Here is a 13,362-nt window from a genome sequence, read left to right on the forward strand (position 1 = left end):
TCCCTGCATCACCACCCCACCCCACAGAAAGAGAAACCATGATCCGCAAGAACAGCATGCGCATCGCCGCGCTCGGTGTGCTCAGCGCCTTGGCGCTCACCGGCTGCGCGTCCAACAGCGGCAGCGGCAGCAGCTCGGCCGCCGCCGACTGCGCTCCCGCCGACGGGAAGGTGGAGCTGAGCTTCACCTCCTGGATCCCCGGCATCGACAAGGTCGTCGACCTCTGGAACGAGAAGAACCCCGACATCCAGGTCACCGTGCAGACCGGCCCGAACGGCAACGGCGGCACGTACAAGAACTTCTTCAACCAGCTCGAGGCCGGCAACGCGCCCGACCTCGGCCAGATCGAGTACGACGCCCTGCCGAACTTCCGCGTGCAGGACGGCCTCGAGAACATCGCGGCCTGCGACGGCGTGCTCGACTCGAAGGACCAGTTCATCGACTGGACCTGGAACCAGGTCACCTTCGGCGAGGACGACGCCGTCTACGCCGTGCCGCAGGACACCGGCCCCATGGCGATGTACTACCGCAAGGACCTGTTCGAAAAGGCCGGCATCCCCGTGCCCACCACCTGGGAGGAGTACGCGGCGGCCGCCGAGACGATCCGCGCCCAGGGCGGCTACATCACCAACTTCCCGCAGAACGACGTGAACTGGTTCGCCGGTCTCGTCTGGCAGGCCGGCGGTCAGTGGTTCAGCAACACCGACGACGCCTGGAAGGTGACCCTCGACTCCCCCGAGTCGACCAAGGTCGCCGACTACTGGCAGGGACTGATCGGCGACGGCCTCGTCTCGAAGGTGCCCGCCTGGACCGACGAGTGGAACAACGCCTACAACACCGGCTCCGACTGGACCTGGATCTCGGCCGTCTGGGGTGCCAACAGCATCTCGACCGGCGCCCCCGACACCTCGGGCAACTGGGCCGTCGCGCCCATGCCGCAGTGGAACGCCGGCGAGAACGCCGCGGGCAACTGGGGTGGATCCTCGACCGCCGTCCTGAAGGGCAGCAAGCACCCCTACGAGGCCTCGAAGTTCGCCCTGTGGCTGAACACCGACCCCGAGGCGCTGACCGCGCTGAACCAGGAGGCCAATCTCTACCCCGCCACGAAGGACGGCCTGACGCTCCCCGTGCTGGCTGACGGCGTGCCGTTCTACGGCGACCAGGCCATCTACGACGTCTTCGCCGACGCGTCGGGTGAGGTGAACCCCGACTTCACCTGGGGCCCCACCATGACCCAGACCTACGCCGACGTCGCCGACGGCTTCGGTGGCGTGCTCGGCGGCTCCGGCACCCTCACCGAGGCGCTGGAGACCGGTCAGGAGAAGACGATCTCCGCACTCGAGGCGCAGAGCATCCCCGTCGCGAAGTGACCTCTGCCCTCCATCACCTCCGTGCCGCGGGCTCCAGCATCGTGCTGGACGCCCGCGGCACGGGCGTGCCCTCCCTGCTGCACTGGGGCGCCGACCTGGGCGCCCTCTCCCCCGCCGAGCTCGAGTCGTTCGCCGACTCGCTCGTGCCGGCCGTGGGCCCGAGCTCGATCGACGAGCCGGCCCGGCCCACCCTTCTCCCGATGGCGGTCGACGGATGCTCGTCCCGCCCCGGTCTCGCAGGCTTCGGCCTGGGCGGCGAGCCCGCTGCGGCGGCCGCACCCGCTGCAACCGCTGCACCCGCTGCACCCGCTGCACCCGCTGCACCCGCATCGTCCGCCGCGGCGGCCGCCCACGCTCCGGCCGCGCTGCGCCTGGATGCCTTCGAACTCCTCGGCCCCGCCGCGGTGCGCATCGTGCTCGTGCCCCGCGGTGCCGTCGGGCATCCGCTGCGGGTGGAGCTCGACCTCGAGCTGACCCCGCACGGCGTGCTGCAGAGCCGCGCCGCCGTGCAGAACCTCGGCGCGACCCCGTTCGCGCTCGACACCCTCGAACTCGCGCTGCCGCTGCCCGGCCGCGCCCGCGAGCTGCTCGACTTCACCGGACGCTGGCCGCGCGAACGGCAGCCCCAGCGCCGCGCCATCGAGCACGGCACGTGGCTTCGCGAGAGCCGGCACGGCCGGCCCGGGCACGACGACGCCTTCCTGCTGGTGGCCGGCACGCCCGGCTTCGGCTTCCGCTCGGGCGAGGTCTGGGCCGTGCACCTGGCCTGGTCGGGCGACAAGCGGCTGTTCGCCGAGGCCTCGGCCACCGGGCGGCAGGCGCTCGGCGGCGGCGAGCTGCTGGCCCCCGGCGAGATCGTGCTGGCCCCGGGCGAGCGCTACCGCTCCCCGGCGCTCGTCGCGGCGCACTCCGTCGACGGCCTCGACGGGCTCACCGCGAGGCTGCACGGGTACGCCCGCGCCCAGTCGCCCACCGGCCCCGAACCGCGCAAGGTGATGCTCAATACCTGGGAGGCCGTCTACTTCGACCACGACCTCGAGCGCCTCGAGGCCCTGGCCGACGCGGCCGCCTCGGTGGGGGTCGAGCGCTTCGTGCTCGACGACGGCTGGATGCTCGGCCGCACCGACGACCGTCGCGCCCTCGGCGACTGGGTCGTCGACCCCGAGAAGTGGCCCGCCGGGCTGCACCCGCTGATCGACCACGTGACGACCCTCGGCATGGACTTCGGGCTCTGGGTCGAGCCCGAGATGGTCAGCCTCGACTCCGAGGTCGCCCGCGCGCATCCGGAGTGGGTGGTGGGGCTCGAACCCGACGCCGACCCGCCCGTCTCGTGGCGCTGGCAGCACGTGCTCGACCTCGCGAACCCCGAGGCGTTCGAGCACGTGCTCGGGCAGCTCGTGGCGCTGCTGCGGGAGTACCCGATCGCCTACCTCAAGTGGGACCAGAACCGCGACCTGCTCGGTGGCTCGGCCCATCGGCAGACGGCGGCGACGTACCGGCTGATGGACGTGCTGCGCGAGCGCTTCCCGGGCCTCGAGATCGAGTCCTGCTCCTCGGGCGGAGGCCGCGTCGACCTCGGCGTGATGGCGCGCACCGACCGCGTCTGGCCGAGCGACACCAACGACCCGCTGGAGCGGCAGGGCATCCAGCGCTTCACCTCGCTGGTGGTGCCGCCGGAGTACTTCGGCGCCCATCTCGGGGCCGCGACCGCGCACACCACGGGGCGCACGCACGCGCTGTCGTTCCGGCTGGCGACCGCGCTCTTCGGCCACGCCGGCATCGAGTGGGACCTGACGCGCGCGACCGCCGACGAGCTGGCGGCCGTGGCCGAGTGGATCGAGCTGTACAAGGCCTCGCGCGAGATGCTGCGCTCCGGCACGACGGTGCGGGCCGACGGCCCCGACCCGGCGCTCTGGACGCACGGCGTCGTCGCCGCCGACCGCTCGGACGCGCTGTTCGCGGTGGTGACCGTCGCGGCCACGCGCCAGGCGGTTCCGGCGCCGGTGACGCTGCCGGGGCTCGACGATTCGCGCCGCTACCGGGTCGAGCCGGTGCTGCTCGGCGGCGGTCCGCGGGTGATCCAGGATGCTCCGCCGCCCTGGTGGGCCGAGGGCGGCGTCACGGCCGGCGGCCGGCAGCTCGCGATCGTGGGGCTGCCGATGCCGCTGCTCGCGCCGGAGCAGTCGCTCGTGCTGCGGGTGACGAGCGCCTAGACCACCTCGGCGTAGAGATCGCTCGGCGCGTAGCGCGGGGCTCGGGAGACCGAGCCCCAGGCCGCGCGCAGCGCCTGCACGCCGCGCTCGATGTCGCCCGGGCGGTGGATGATCGGCACCCGCAGGAAGCGCTCGAAGGCCCCGTCGATCCCGAAGCGCGGGCCGGCCGTGATGAGCAGCCCCTCCGCGCGGGCCGCGAGCGCCAGCTGCGAGCTGACAGGGGCGCCGAGGTTGACCCAGGCGGCGAGGCCGCCGTCGACGGGCGGCACCTGCCAGGTGGGGAAGTGCTGGGCGAGCATCCGCAGCAGGGTGTCGCGGCCCTCACGCAGCTGCGCCGAGCGCCCGGCGAGCACCTGGTCGAAGTCGCGCAGCAGCTCGGCGACGATCAGCTGCTCGAGCACGGGCGTGCCGAGGTCGCCCGCGAACCGCACGCCCGCCAGCTTGCGGATGATCGCCGGCTCGGCCCGCACCCAGCCCACCCGGAGCCCCGCCCAGACCGTCTTGCCGACCGAGCCGATGAGCACGGCCGAGGCGGCGGTGGCGGCGTCGCCGTAGGCCGCGAACGGGAGGTACGACCCCGGCCGGTCGATGTCGAGCTCGGCGGTGGTCTCGTCGACGAGCACGAGCGTGCCCTGCCGGGTGGCGTCGGCCAGCACCTTCGAGCGCAGCTCGGCCGGCATCGACTCGCCGGTGGGGTTGTGGAAGTCGGGCATCAGGTAGGCCAGCGTCGGGCTGGTGCGGGCGAAGGCCTGTTCGAGCCCGGGCGCGTCCCAGCCGTGCAGGCCGTCGGGGGCCGCTCCGCTGCCGCGCGCGGCGACCGACACGGGAACGAAGCGGGCCCCCGCCGCGCGCAGCGCCTCGTAGGCGTGCGGGTAGCTCGGCAGCTCCACCACGGTGCGGTCGCCGCGCGAGAGCAGGGTGCGGGCGAGCAGCGAGATCGCGTGCTGGGCGCCGATGGTGATCATCACCTGCTCGACGCTCGTGGGCAGACCCCGCGCGGTGTAGCGGTCGGCGACCGCCTGCCGCAGGGTCATCGCGCCGAACGGGTCGATGCCCGTGCCGCCGAGCTCGCGCGCGAACTCGTCCATCACCCGCAGGGTGGCCCCGTGCAGCGCCGGGTGCGCCGGAGCCGTGGCCTTCGAGAAGTCGATCAGGTCGCCCGGCTCGTCGGCACCGGCCACGGGCGTGCGGCTCGGCAGGCGGGTGACGCTGCCCGACCCCCGCAGGCTGGAGGTGTAGCCGGCGTCGCGGAGTTCGCGGTACGCACCCGAGACCATCGTGCGGCTGACGCCGAGCGCCTGGGCGAGGTCGCGTTCGGCCGGCAGCCGGGTGCCGGTGGCGATGCGGCCGTCGAGCACGAGCAGCCGGATGCGGTCGAACAGCGCGAGGTACGACGGACCGGTCGAGGTGCCACGCCAGTCGCCCAGCAGCTGGATGAGGCCACGGGTGCCAATTCTCGGATCTGTCATGTTACCACTTTAGATCGATTGGCATTCGTGGTCCAGACCAATCCTGCGATTGGATCGGACTATGACCTACCGCGTGCTCCGCCTCCTCGTCGGCCTGATGCTCTACGGCTTCGCCGAGGCCCTGATGATCCGGGGTGCCGTCGGCATCGACCCGTGGACCGTGTTCGCCCAAGGGCTCTCGCGCAGCACCGGACTGTCGATCGGTCTTCTCACCAACCTGATCGGGCTCGCGGTGCTGCTCGCCTGGATCCCGCTGCGGCAGCGGCCGGGGCTCGGCACCGTGCTGAACGTGCTGCTGCTCGGCCCGTTCATGGAGCTCGGGCTGTGGCTCCTGCCCGTTCCGGGCTCGCTTCCGCTGCAGGTGCTCTCGTTCGCCGCCGGGCTGCTGCTGCTCGCGGTGGCGAGCGGCGTCTACATCGGGGCGAGGCTGGGGCCCGGCCCGCGCGACGGCCTGATGACGGGGCTGCACGCCCGGCTGGGCTGGCCGATCTGGCTCGGTCGCACGCTCGTGGAGGCGACGGTGCTCGGCGCCGGGTGGCTGCTCGGCGGCGACGTCGGGTTCGGCACGCTCGCGTTCGCGCTGCTGATCGGGCCGCTCTGCGGGGTGACGCTGCCGCTGCTCGCGGGGCGGCCGCGCATCCGGCCGATCAGCCCTTCGACGCCTTCGCCTGCTTCGCCTCCGCCTTCGCGGCCCGCTTCGTCTCGCGCACCAGCGTGAGCGAATCGGCGTCGACGATGTCGGCGACCGAGCGGTGCGAGCCCTCCTCGCCGTAGGGCCCCGCGGCCTCGCGCCAGCCCTCGGGGGTCACCCCGTACTGCTTGCCGAGCAGCGCCACGAAGATGCGGGCCTTCTGCGCCCCGTAGCCGGGCAGCGCCTCGAGCCGCTTCAGCAGGGTCTTCCCGTCGGGCACGTCCGTCCAGAGCGCCGCCGCGTCGCCGTTCCAGTCGTCGACGAGGGCCGCGGCGAGCGCCTGCACCCGCCCGGCCATCGAGCCGGGGTAGCGATGCACGGCGGGGGTCTCGCGGAAGACCTCGACCAGGGCATCCGGATCGTAGGACGCGAGATTCGTCGCGGTGAACGTGCCGTCGATGCGGTCGCGGATCTTCTTCGGCCCCTCGAAGGCCGCCTCCATGGCGATCTGCTGGTCGAGCAGCATGCCCACGAGCAGGGCGAGCGGGTCGGTCGAGAGCAGCTCGTCGGCGGCGGCGTCTCCGGTGATGTGCAGTGCGGGGCTCATGCCTCCATCATGACGGCCCGGCCGGCAGGCTGCGAGCCGTCGTCGGCGGAACGCCCTAGGGTCGGAGCATGCTCTCCACCGCGGTCGCCGTGCCGGCCGGCCTGACGATCCGCCGCACGGTCGAGAGCGACTGGCGCGAGGTGCGGCGGCTCCGGCTCGAGATGCTCGAGGACACGCCTCTCGCCTACCTCGAGACGCTCGCGCACGCCCGTCGACGCGGCGAGGCCGAGTGGCGCGCCAAGGCCCGTGAGGGGTCGTCGCGCCGGGCGATCACGGTTGTCGCCGAGACCCCCGAGGGGCGTTTCGTGGCCACGATGATCTCGTCGGTGCCGCCCGGAGCATCCGGGGCCTACCTCTTCGGTGTCTACGTGGCCCCCTCGCACCGCGGTGCCGCCGGGGTGACGGATGCTCTGCTCACCCGCATCGAGGACTGGGCCCTCGGGCGCGGCGACACCCTCACCCTCGAGGTGCATGAGGACAACGCCCGCGCCATCGCCGCGTACCGGAAGCGGGGGTTCGTGGAGACGGGGGTCACGGTGCCGTATCCGCTCGATCCGAGTCGGCGGGAGCTCGAGATGCGCAAGGAGCTGCGGTCGTGAGCGGCGGTCGCGCCTACGGCGAGGTGCTCGTCGGGCCCACCGCGCCGCCCGAGCTGCACGTCATGACGTACAACCTGCGGCGCCCCGTCGCGCACGTCATGCCGCACAGCCCCGACCGCTGGGAGACACGGCGGCCGTTCCTGGCGGCCCTGCTCGCGGCGGAGCGTCCGAGCATCCTGGGTACGCAGGAGGCCATGCCGCAGACGGCCGGCTTCGTACGCCACAGCCTGGGCCGGCATTACCGCTCGGTCGGCCACGGTCGCTCGGCGAACGGACGCGGCGAGGGCTGCCCGCTGTTCTACGACACCGAGCGGCTCGAGCGGCTCGACTGGACCCAGCGGGCGCTCTCGCCCACCCCCGAGGTGCCGGGGTCGACCGGCTGGGGCAACCGGGTGCCGCGCATCCTGGTGGCGGCGACCTTCCGCGACCGGGCGACGTCGGTGCGGTTCCTCGTGGTCAACACGCACTTCGATCACCTCTCCCGCCGCGCCCGGGTGCTCGCGGCGGGCTCCGTGCGGGCGTTCGTGGCCTCGCGCGGCCTGCCCGCGATCGTGACCGGCGACCTCAACAGCGGCGAGGCGACGACTCCGCTGCAGGAGCTGCTGCGCGACGGCGGGCTGCTCGACGCCTACTCGATCGCGTCGTCGCGGCTGACGCCGGAGTGGGGCAGCTTCCCGAACTACGGCACGCCGCGCCTGGACCGCAAGCGGATCGACTGGATCGCCACCACACCCGACATCGAGGTGGTCGAGGCCGGCATCAACCCGCACCGGTACGCGGGCGGCTTCGGCTCCGACCACCTGCCGGTGCAGGCCGTGCTGCGGATGCCCGTGCCCGCCGCCCCGTGATCCAGAACTTCCTCCGCCCGCCCCACGGCGCCGCCGAGTGGGCCGCCGACGCGGTGCGGGTGCTCGCGCTGCTCAGCGTCGTCGCGGCGTTCGTCTGGTGGGAACCGACGGACGCCGGGGTGCTGGCGCTGGTGTTCCCGGGGGTGGTGCTGCCTCGCTTCGTGGGCGTGCATCCGCTCTTCGACATCGGGTACGGGGTCGTGCTGCTCGTCGCCGCCTGGAGCAACGTGTTCGACCTGTACACGCGCATCTGGTGGTGGGACATCGCGGTGCATCTCGTCGCCACCGGGGTCGTGGCGGTGCTGGCGTTCTTACTGGTCGCACGGCTGGGGCTCGTCGCTTTGTCGCCTGGCGCCCGCGTGGTGCTGTGCGCGGCGTTCGGGCTGGCGGCGAGCGCGCTGTGGGAGATGGTGGAGTGGCTCGGGAAGACCTTCGTCAGCTCGTCGATCTTCGTGACGTACGACGACACGATCGGGGACATGGCTGTGGGTGGGGTGGGGGCGCTGGGGGCGGGCGTGGTGCTGGCGGTTCTGTCGGCTCGTGGGTCGGCGCGTCGGCCGGCTCGCCCGTCGGTTGAAACTAAACATTCATGAATGTATAGTTAGGGATCTCACCCGGAGGTCTCCATGTCTGTCGTCACGCCCGCGCGCACCTCGTCGTCGCGGCGCTGGATCCTGCTCGCCGTCGTCTCGGCCGGGCTGCTGCTCATCACCATCGACAACTCGGTGCTGTACACGGCCCTGCCCACGCTCACCCGCGAGCTCGGCGCGACCGGTTCGGAGAGCCTGTGGGTCGTCAACGCCTACCCCCTCGTGATGGCCGGCCTGCTGCTCGGCGCCGGCACGCTCGGCGACCGGGTGGGGCACCGGCGGCTGTTCCTGATCGGGCTCGTCGTCTTCGGCCTCGCATCTCTGCTCGCCGCGTTCTCGCCCGCCGCCGCCGTGCTGATCGCCGCCCGCGCCCTGCTCGCCGTCGGTGCGGCGGCGATGATGCCCGCCACGCTCGCGCTCATCCGCCTCGGCTTCTCCGACGTGCGGGAGCGCAACCTCGCGATCGGCATCTGGGGCAGCGTCGCGGTCGTCGGCGCCGCTGCCGGGCCGATCCTCGGCGGGCTGCTGCTGGAGTGGTTCTGGTGGGGGTCGGTGTTCCTGATCAACGTGCCGATCGTGGTCGCGGCGCTCGTGGCGACCCCCTTCGTGGCGCCGCACACGCCGGGCGACCGCAGCCGGCCGTGGGACCTGGCGTCATCCGTGCTCGCCATGCTCGGGCTGTCGGGGGTCGTCGTGGCGCTCAAGGAGGTGACGAAGGCGGGGCCGTCGTGGCTCGTCGTCGGCGTGGCCCTCGTCGTCGGGGTCGTCGGGCTGGGGCTGTTCGTGCGCCGGCAGCGACGGCTGCCCTACCCGCTGCTCGACCTGTCGCTGTTCAGGCGGCCCGCGCTGTCGGCGGGCGTTCTCGCCGCCGGGGTGGCCCTGTTCGCCATCGCCGGCGCGGAGCTCGTGACGGCGCAGCGCTTCCAGACCGTGGAGCAGTTCAGCCCGCTGTCGGCGGGGCTCGTCGTGGCGTCGCTCGCGCTGGGCTCGCTGCCGAGCGCACTGGCGGCCGGGGCGCTGCTGCACCGGGTCGGGCCGCGTCCGCTGATCGCGGGCGGGCTGGGGCTCGCCGCGATCGGCGCGGCCGCCACGCCGGTGCTGCTGAACCTCGGATGGGGCGGGGTCGTGGCCGGGCTCGCCGTCGCGGGCGTGGGGCTCGGGTTCGTGATGGCGTCGGCGTCGGCCGCGATCATCGGGAGCGCGCCCGCCCACCGCGCGGGCATGGCGTCGTCGGTGGAGGAGGTGTCGTACGAGCTGGGCGGGCTGGTGGCGATCGCGGTGCTCGGGGGGTTGATCACGTCGACGTATGCGCCGTCGGCGGGTCCCGCGGCAGATTCCGCGGCGGATCCCGCGTTCACCACGGTGCTGCTCGTGATCGCTGCGGTACTGGCGCTGAGCTCGCTCGCCACGGCGCGCCTGCTGCGGCACACACCGGCGTCGGCACTGTCCGGGCACTGAGCCCCGGCGTTCCGGCGCCTCGGGCGGGCCGGGCATCCTGAACCCACCCCGCACCCGTCTACCCTGGAGGGACCATGCGCCCGAACAACCGCACCGCGATCTTGGACGCCGCCGTGCGGGTCGTCACCCGCGACGGCCTGCGCGGCCTGACCCTCGAGGCCACCGCCGAGGAGGCCGGCCTCACCCGCGGCGGCATGATGTACCACTTCCGCGACCGCGGCGCCCTCGTGCACGCGCTCAACGAGCACCTCGCCCGCGAGTGGGACGCCCGCCTCGAGGCCGCCGCCGGCAAACCCGCCGAGGCCTGCACGCCGAACGAGCGCGCCGTCGCCTACACGGTCGTCACCGCATCGGAGGAGACGAACCCGGCGGAGCTCGCCCTGCTGCTCGAGGCGTCGAAGAGCCCGACCGACTCGGCCCTCTGGGACGAGGTCCAACGCCGCTGGACCCCCACCCCGGCCGAGGCGGAGGCGGACCCGGCGGCGCTCGACCGCTTCGTCCTGCGCCTGGCGGCGGACGGCCTCTGGGCCTACGACGCCCTCAGCGGCGACCCCCTCCCGCCCGCCCTCCGCCACCGCCTCGCGGCCCGCATCACGACCCTCCTCGCCGACCCACCCTGGCATACCTGAGCATTCCTCTGCTACTCTTCTCCGATGAAACGTCATCATCGGATCGCGACGGCCTCGGCACTCCTCTCGGCAGTCGCCATCGCCGCGCCGGTGGCGGCGGCACCGACATGGGCGTCAAACGTGCAAGTGGACCACTTCGTCGTCACCGACGCGCCGTTCGGTGTCAGCAACGGTGTCGCGTTCGACTCGGAGTCGGGCCGGTTGCTCGCGACCGAACGCGAGACCGACAGCGTCGTCGTCATCGACGCGACGACGGAACGCGTGATCCGCACGGTCGACGTCGGCATTAACAGCGTGAAGGACTGGCCGCAGGCGATCGGCATAGACGAGGCCGGCCGCCGGGCCTACGTCCTGAATTCTCAGTCCGACTCGGTCTCCGTAATCGACCTGACCTCGTTCACGGTCGTTCGGGAGATCGCACATGACGTTGTTCGCGGCATCGGTGACTCGCCGGGCTCGATCGCGTTCGATCGCACGCGCCACCTGGCTTACGTCACGAATTTCGGGAACGGACCGGGTCAAGGGTCGGTCTCCGTCATCGACACCATGACCATGACGGTCGTGACCGTGATCCCACACGATTCGGCCAGCGGGATCGGCAGCGGGGTGCGGGACATCGCGGTCGACGAGACCCTGCATCGCGCCTTCGCGGCCAATGGGCAGGACGGCACGGTCTCAGTCATCGACACCACCACGAACACCGTGATGAAAGTCATTCCGAAAGGACCGACGTCGATTCCCACGCCGCCCCATTCGATCGCCGTCGACCAGGAACGACATCGTGCATTCGTCGCCAACACCATCGACGGCACCATCTCGGTCATCGACACCTCGACCCTGACCGTCGAGACCGTGCTGCACGACGTCATCTCAGCGGAACCGGGGGATCTCGTCGTCGACCCCGTCGGAGATCAGCTCTGGGTCACCTCGAATATGCCCGGCAACTCCGGGGAGGCCTCAGCGATCGATCTGCGGTCTTTGAAGGTGCTCGCCCGGGTCGGCGTCACCGCGGCGACCCGATCGATCACGATCGATGCCGACGACCGGCGGGCCTTCGCGGTCCATGGCACCCGGCTCGGATCTGTCTGGGATTTGGATACGACGGCGGCGGTGTCGCGGCGGAGTGGGACGGATCGGTTCGGGACGTCGGCGGCGCTGTCGGCGTCGGAGTTCGCAGTCGGGGTGGGGGTCGTGTACGTGACCTCGGGGGAGAACTTCCCGGACGCGCTGTCGGCCTCGGCGGCGGCAGGACGGTGGCAGGGCCCGGTGCTGCTCGCGACGCGGGACGGGATCCCGCCGGCGGTGGGGGTCGAGCTCGCTCGACTGAAGCCCAAGAGGATCGTGGTGGTCGGCGGCACCAGCGCCATCGGCGCCGAGGTCGAGCGACAGCTCGGCACGTACGGCCCGGTGACACGCTTAGCGGGGGCCGATCGGTTCGAGGTGTCGGCGGCGGTGTCGAAAGATGCTTTCAAGGACGGCGCCGCCATCGTCACGATCGCGTCGGGCGAGAACTTTCCCGATGCGCTGTCGGGGGGAGCGGTGGCCGGGCATGACGGTGGGCCGCTGCTGCTCGTGCGGCGGGACGGCATCCCCGCCGCGATCAAGACGGAGCTGGCGCGGTTCAAGCCTGACAAGATCCGAGTGCTCGGGGGCGTCAACGCCGTCGGGGAGGCGGTGGCGGCGGAGCTGGCGACGATCGCGCCCGTCGTCCGCAGCAGTGGGGCCGACCGGTTCGCGACGTCGGCCGCCGCGTCCGCCGACGCCTTCCCCGCGAACACCGATGTCGTCTACGTCGCCGCGGGAACGGCCTTCCCCGATGCGCTCTCCGGGGGCCCGGTCGCCGCACCGCACCTCGCCCCTGTGCTGCTCGTGCGACCCGACGCGATCCCGTCGGCGATCGACACCGAGCTGAAACGCCTGAACCCGAAGCGCATCGTGGTGCTCGGCGGGCCCAACGCCGTCACCGGCGCCGTCTACGAACAGCTCCGCGCCTACACCGGGCACTGACCGCGGTCGGCCCGGCGTCAGGCGAGGGTGTCGGCGTAGGACCTGAGGGCGTCGCGCACGAACGCCGCGCCCGCGGGGCCGCCGTAGTTGGCGGCGAAGCGGTCGTCGGCGACGTAGAGGTCGGCGAGACCGCGGAAGTAGTCGAGGTCGGGGTGAGCGGGGGCGCCGGGGTGGGATGCGTCGTCGGGCTGGGCTGTGTCGCCGGGGTGGGTGGAGGCGCCGGGGGTGCCCGAGATGGTGGCGAGCCAGGCGACGTGGCGGCGGGCCAGGGTCTGCGCCTCCGGGCCCGTGGGGTCGAGGGCGCGGGCCGCCGCGGCGCGCCAGTCGGCGTTCAGGGTGGCGAGACGCTGCTGCCAGGCGGCGCGCGCATCCGGGGTCATCGACGACCACCAACCGCTTCCCGCCGCGGCCGCCGGGGCGCCCCAGCGCGACTCCACCTCCTCCTCGTAGCGGGTGGGGTCGAAGCCGTCGAACATCGTCTCGGGCATGAGGGTTCCTCCTTCGTCCAGGGTGTCGATGGTGGTCTGCACCGACGCGATCTGCCGGTCGAGCCGGGAGCGTTCGCGTCGCAGGTGGTCGAGGTGACGGCGGAGGGCGGCGGGAGCATCCGTCGACTGATCGAGCAGCCGGGCCACCTCGCCGAGCCCGACGCCGAGCCCGCGCAGCAGCAGCACACGCTGCAGGCGCACGAGGGCCGCCTCGTCGTAGTGGCGGTAACCGTTCGCGCCGATGCGGCTCGGCCGCAGCAGGCCGATGCGATCGTAGTGCCGCAGCGTGCGGCTGGTGATGCCGGTGAGGCGGGCCACCTCGGTGATCGACCTGTCCATCGGATGCTCCTCCCGCCGGTCTCGTGAACCGACTGTAGAAGCTGACGCCGCGTCAAGGTCAAGCCGAAGGTCGAGCGGGCGCCTAGCCCGCGGCAACCTGACCGTGAAACTGTC

General features: G+C 72.5%; 12 protein-coding genes. 9 read left to right on the forward strand and 3 right to left on the reverse strand.

Annotated features, from left to right (window positions below; genetic code table 11):
* The first annotated feature begins 38 nt into the window (after positions 1 to 38).
* Complete coding sequence (locus tag NVV95_RS05255; RefSeq protein WP_259485486.1) at positions 39 to 1,370, forward strand: ABC transporter substrate-binding protein; 1,332 nt, start codon at positions 39 to 41, stop codon at positions 1,368 to 1,370.
* On the forward strand, positions 1,367 to 3,583 hold the full coding sequence (locus NVV95_RS05260) for an alpha-galactosidase (protein ID WP_259485487.1): 2,217 nt from the start codon (positions 1,367 to 1,369) through the stop codon (positions 3,581 to 3,583). The genes NVV95_RS05255 and NVV95_RS05260 overlap by 4 nt, the downstream gene beginning before the upstream one ends.
* On the opposite strand, the gene yczR is transcribed toward NVV95_RS05260, so the two are convergent.
* Positions 3,580 to 5,052 (reverse strand): MocR-like transcription factor YczR, encoded by a 1,473-nt coding sequence (gene yczR, locus NVV95_RS05265; protein ID WP_259485488.1) that lies wholly within the window; start codon positions 5,050 to 5,052, stop codon positions 3,580 to 3,582. The two genes, NVV95_RS05260 and yczR, sit on opposite strands and share 4 nt — an antisense overlap.
* A gap of 61 nt (positions 5,053 to 5,113) precedes the next feature.
* On the opposite strand from yczR, the gene yczE reads away from it, so the two are divergent.
* Positions 5,114 to 5,770 carry a membrane protein YczE gene (gene yczE / locus NVV95_RS05270; protein WP_259485489.1) on the forward strand — a complete coding sequence of 219 codons (657 nt, stop codon included), beginning with the start codon at positions 5,114 to 5,116 and terminating at the stop codon, positions 5,768 to 5,770.
* On the opposite strand, the gene NVV95_RS05275 is transcribed toward yczE, so the two are convergent.
* The gene (locus NVV95_RS05275; RefSeq protein WP_259485490.1) at positions 5,700 to 6,290 is read right to left on the reverse strand and encodes an HhH-GPD-type base excision DNA repair protein; all 591 of its coding nucleotides are present in this window, start codon (positions 6,288 to 6,290) and stop codon (positions 5,700 to 5,702) included. The genes yczE and NVV95_RS05275 overlap by 71 nt on opposite strands.
* A 68-nt stretch (positions 6,291 to 6,358) precedes the next feature.
* On the opposite strand from NVV95_RS05275, the gene NVV95_RS05280 reads away from it, so the two are divergent.
* From NVV95_RS05280 to NVV95_RS05305, 6 genes are all read left to right on the forward strand, one after another.
* Positions 6,359 to 6,889: a GNAT family N-acetyltransferase gene (locus NVV95_RS05280; protein WP_259485491.1), complete on the forward strand. Its 531-nt coding sequence runs from the start codon at positions 6,359 to 6,361 to the stop codon at positions 6,887 to 6,889.
* Positions 6,886 to 7,737, forward strand: a complete 852-nt coding sequence (locus NVV95_RS05285) for an endonuclease/exonuclease/phosphatase family protein (protein WP_259485492.1) — start codon at positions 6,886 to 6,888, stop codon at positions 7,735 to 7,737. The genes NVV95_RS05280 and NVV95_RS05285 overlap by 4 nt, the downstream gene beginning before the upstream one ends.
* On the forward strand, positions 7,734 to 8,330 hold the full coding sequence (locus tag NVV95_RS05290; protein WP_259485493.1) for a DUF2238 domain-containing protein: 597 nt from the start codon (positions 7,734 to 7,736) through the stop codon (positions 8,328 to 8,330). Before NVV95_RS05285 ends, NVV95_RS05290 begins: the two co-directional genes overlap by 4 nt.
* Before the next feature lie 33 nt (positions 8,331 to 8,363).
* Complete coding sequence (locus NVV95_RS05295; protein ID WP_259485494.1) at positions 8,364 to 9,785, forward strand: MFS transporter; 1,422 nt, start codon at positions 8,364 to 8,366, stop codon at positions 9,783 to 9,785.
* 74 nt (positions 9,786 to 9,859) lie between these two features.
* Positions 9,860 to 10,414, forward strand: a complete 555-nt coding sequence (locus NVV95_RS05300; RefSeq protein WP_259485495.1) for a TetR/AcrR family transcriptional regulator — start codon at positions 9,860 to 9,862, stop codon at positions 10,412 to 10,414.
* A 24-nt stretch (positions 10,415 to 10,438) separates the two neighbouring features.
* A complete protein-coding gene (locus NVV95_RS05305) occupies positions 10,439 to 12,421 on the forward strand; it encodes a cell wall-binding repeat-containing protein (protein WP_259485496.1) in 1,983 nt (660 codons plus the stop codon).
* A 17-nt stretch (positions 12,422 to 12,438) separates the two neighbouring features.
* On the opposite strand, the gene NVV95_RS05310 is transcribed toward NVV95_RS05305, so the two are convergent.
* A complete protein-coding gene (locus NVV95_RS05310) occupies positions 12,439 to 13,248 on the reverse strand; it encodes a MerR family transcriptional regulator (RefSeq protein ID WP_259485497.1) in 810 nt (269 codons plus the stop codon).
* Positions 13,249 to 13,362 lie beyond the last annotated feature (114 nt).

Origin of the sequence: Herbiconiux gentiana, assembly GCF_024978135.1 — a bacterium.
Classification (GTDB): Bacteria; Actinomycetota; Actinomycetes; order Actinomycetales; family Microbacteriaceae; genus Herbiconiux; species Herbiconiux gentiana.

Bases quoted from the DNA above. Each gene is read 5' to 3' on its own strand.
- NVV95_RS05255 (WP_259485486.1), top strand. From the start codon at position 39: ATGATCCGCAAGAACAGCATGCGCATCGCCGCGCTCGGTGTGCTCAGC.
- yczR (WP_259485488.1), bottom strand. From the start codon at position 5,052: ATGACAGATCCGAGAATTGGCACCCGTGGCCTCATCCAGCTGCTGGGC.
- yczE (WP_259485489.1), top strand. From the start codon at position 5,114: ATGACCTACCGCGTGCTCCGCCTCCTCGTCGGCCTGATGCTCTACGGC.
- NVV95_RS05275 (WP_259485490.1), bottom strand. From the start codon at position 6,290: ATGAGCCCCGCACTGCACATCACCGGAGACGCCGCCGCCGACGAGCTG.
- NVV95_RS05280 (WP_259485491.1), top strand. From the start codon at position 6,359: ATGCTCTCCACCGCGGTCGCCGTGCCGGCCGGCCTGACGATCCGCCGC.
- NVV95_RS05295 (WP_259485494.1), top strand. From the start codon at position 8,364: ATGTCTGTCGTCACGCCCGCGCGCACCTCGTCGTCGCGGCGCTGGATC.
- NVV95_RS05300 (WP_259485495.1), top strand. From the start codon at position 9,860: ATGCGCCCGAACAACCGCACCGCGATCTTGGACGCCGCCGTGCGGGTC.
- NVV95_RS05305 (WP_259485496.1), top strand. From the start codon at position 10,439: ATGAAACGTCATCATCGGATCGCGACGGCCTCGGCACTCCTCTCGGCA.
- NVV95_RS05310 (WP_259485497.1), bottom strand. From the start codon at position 13,248: ATGGACAGGTCGATCACCGAGGTGGCCCGCCTCACCGGCATCACCAGC.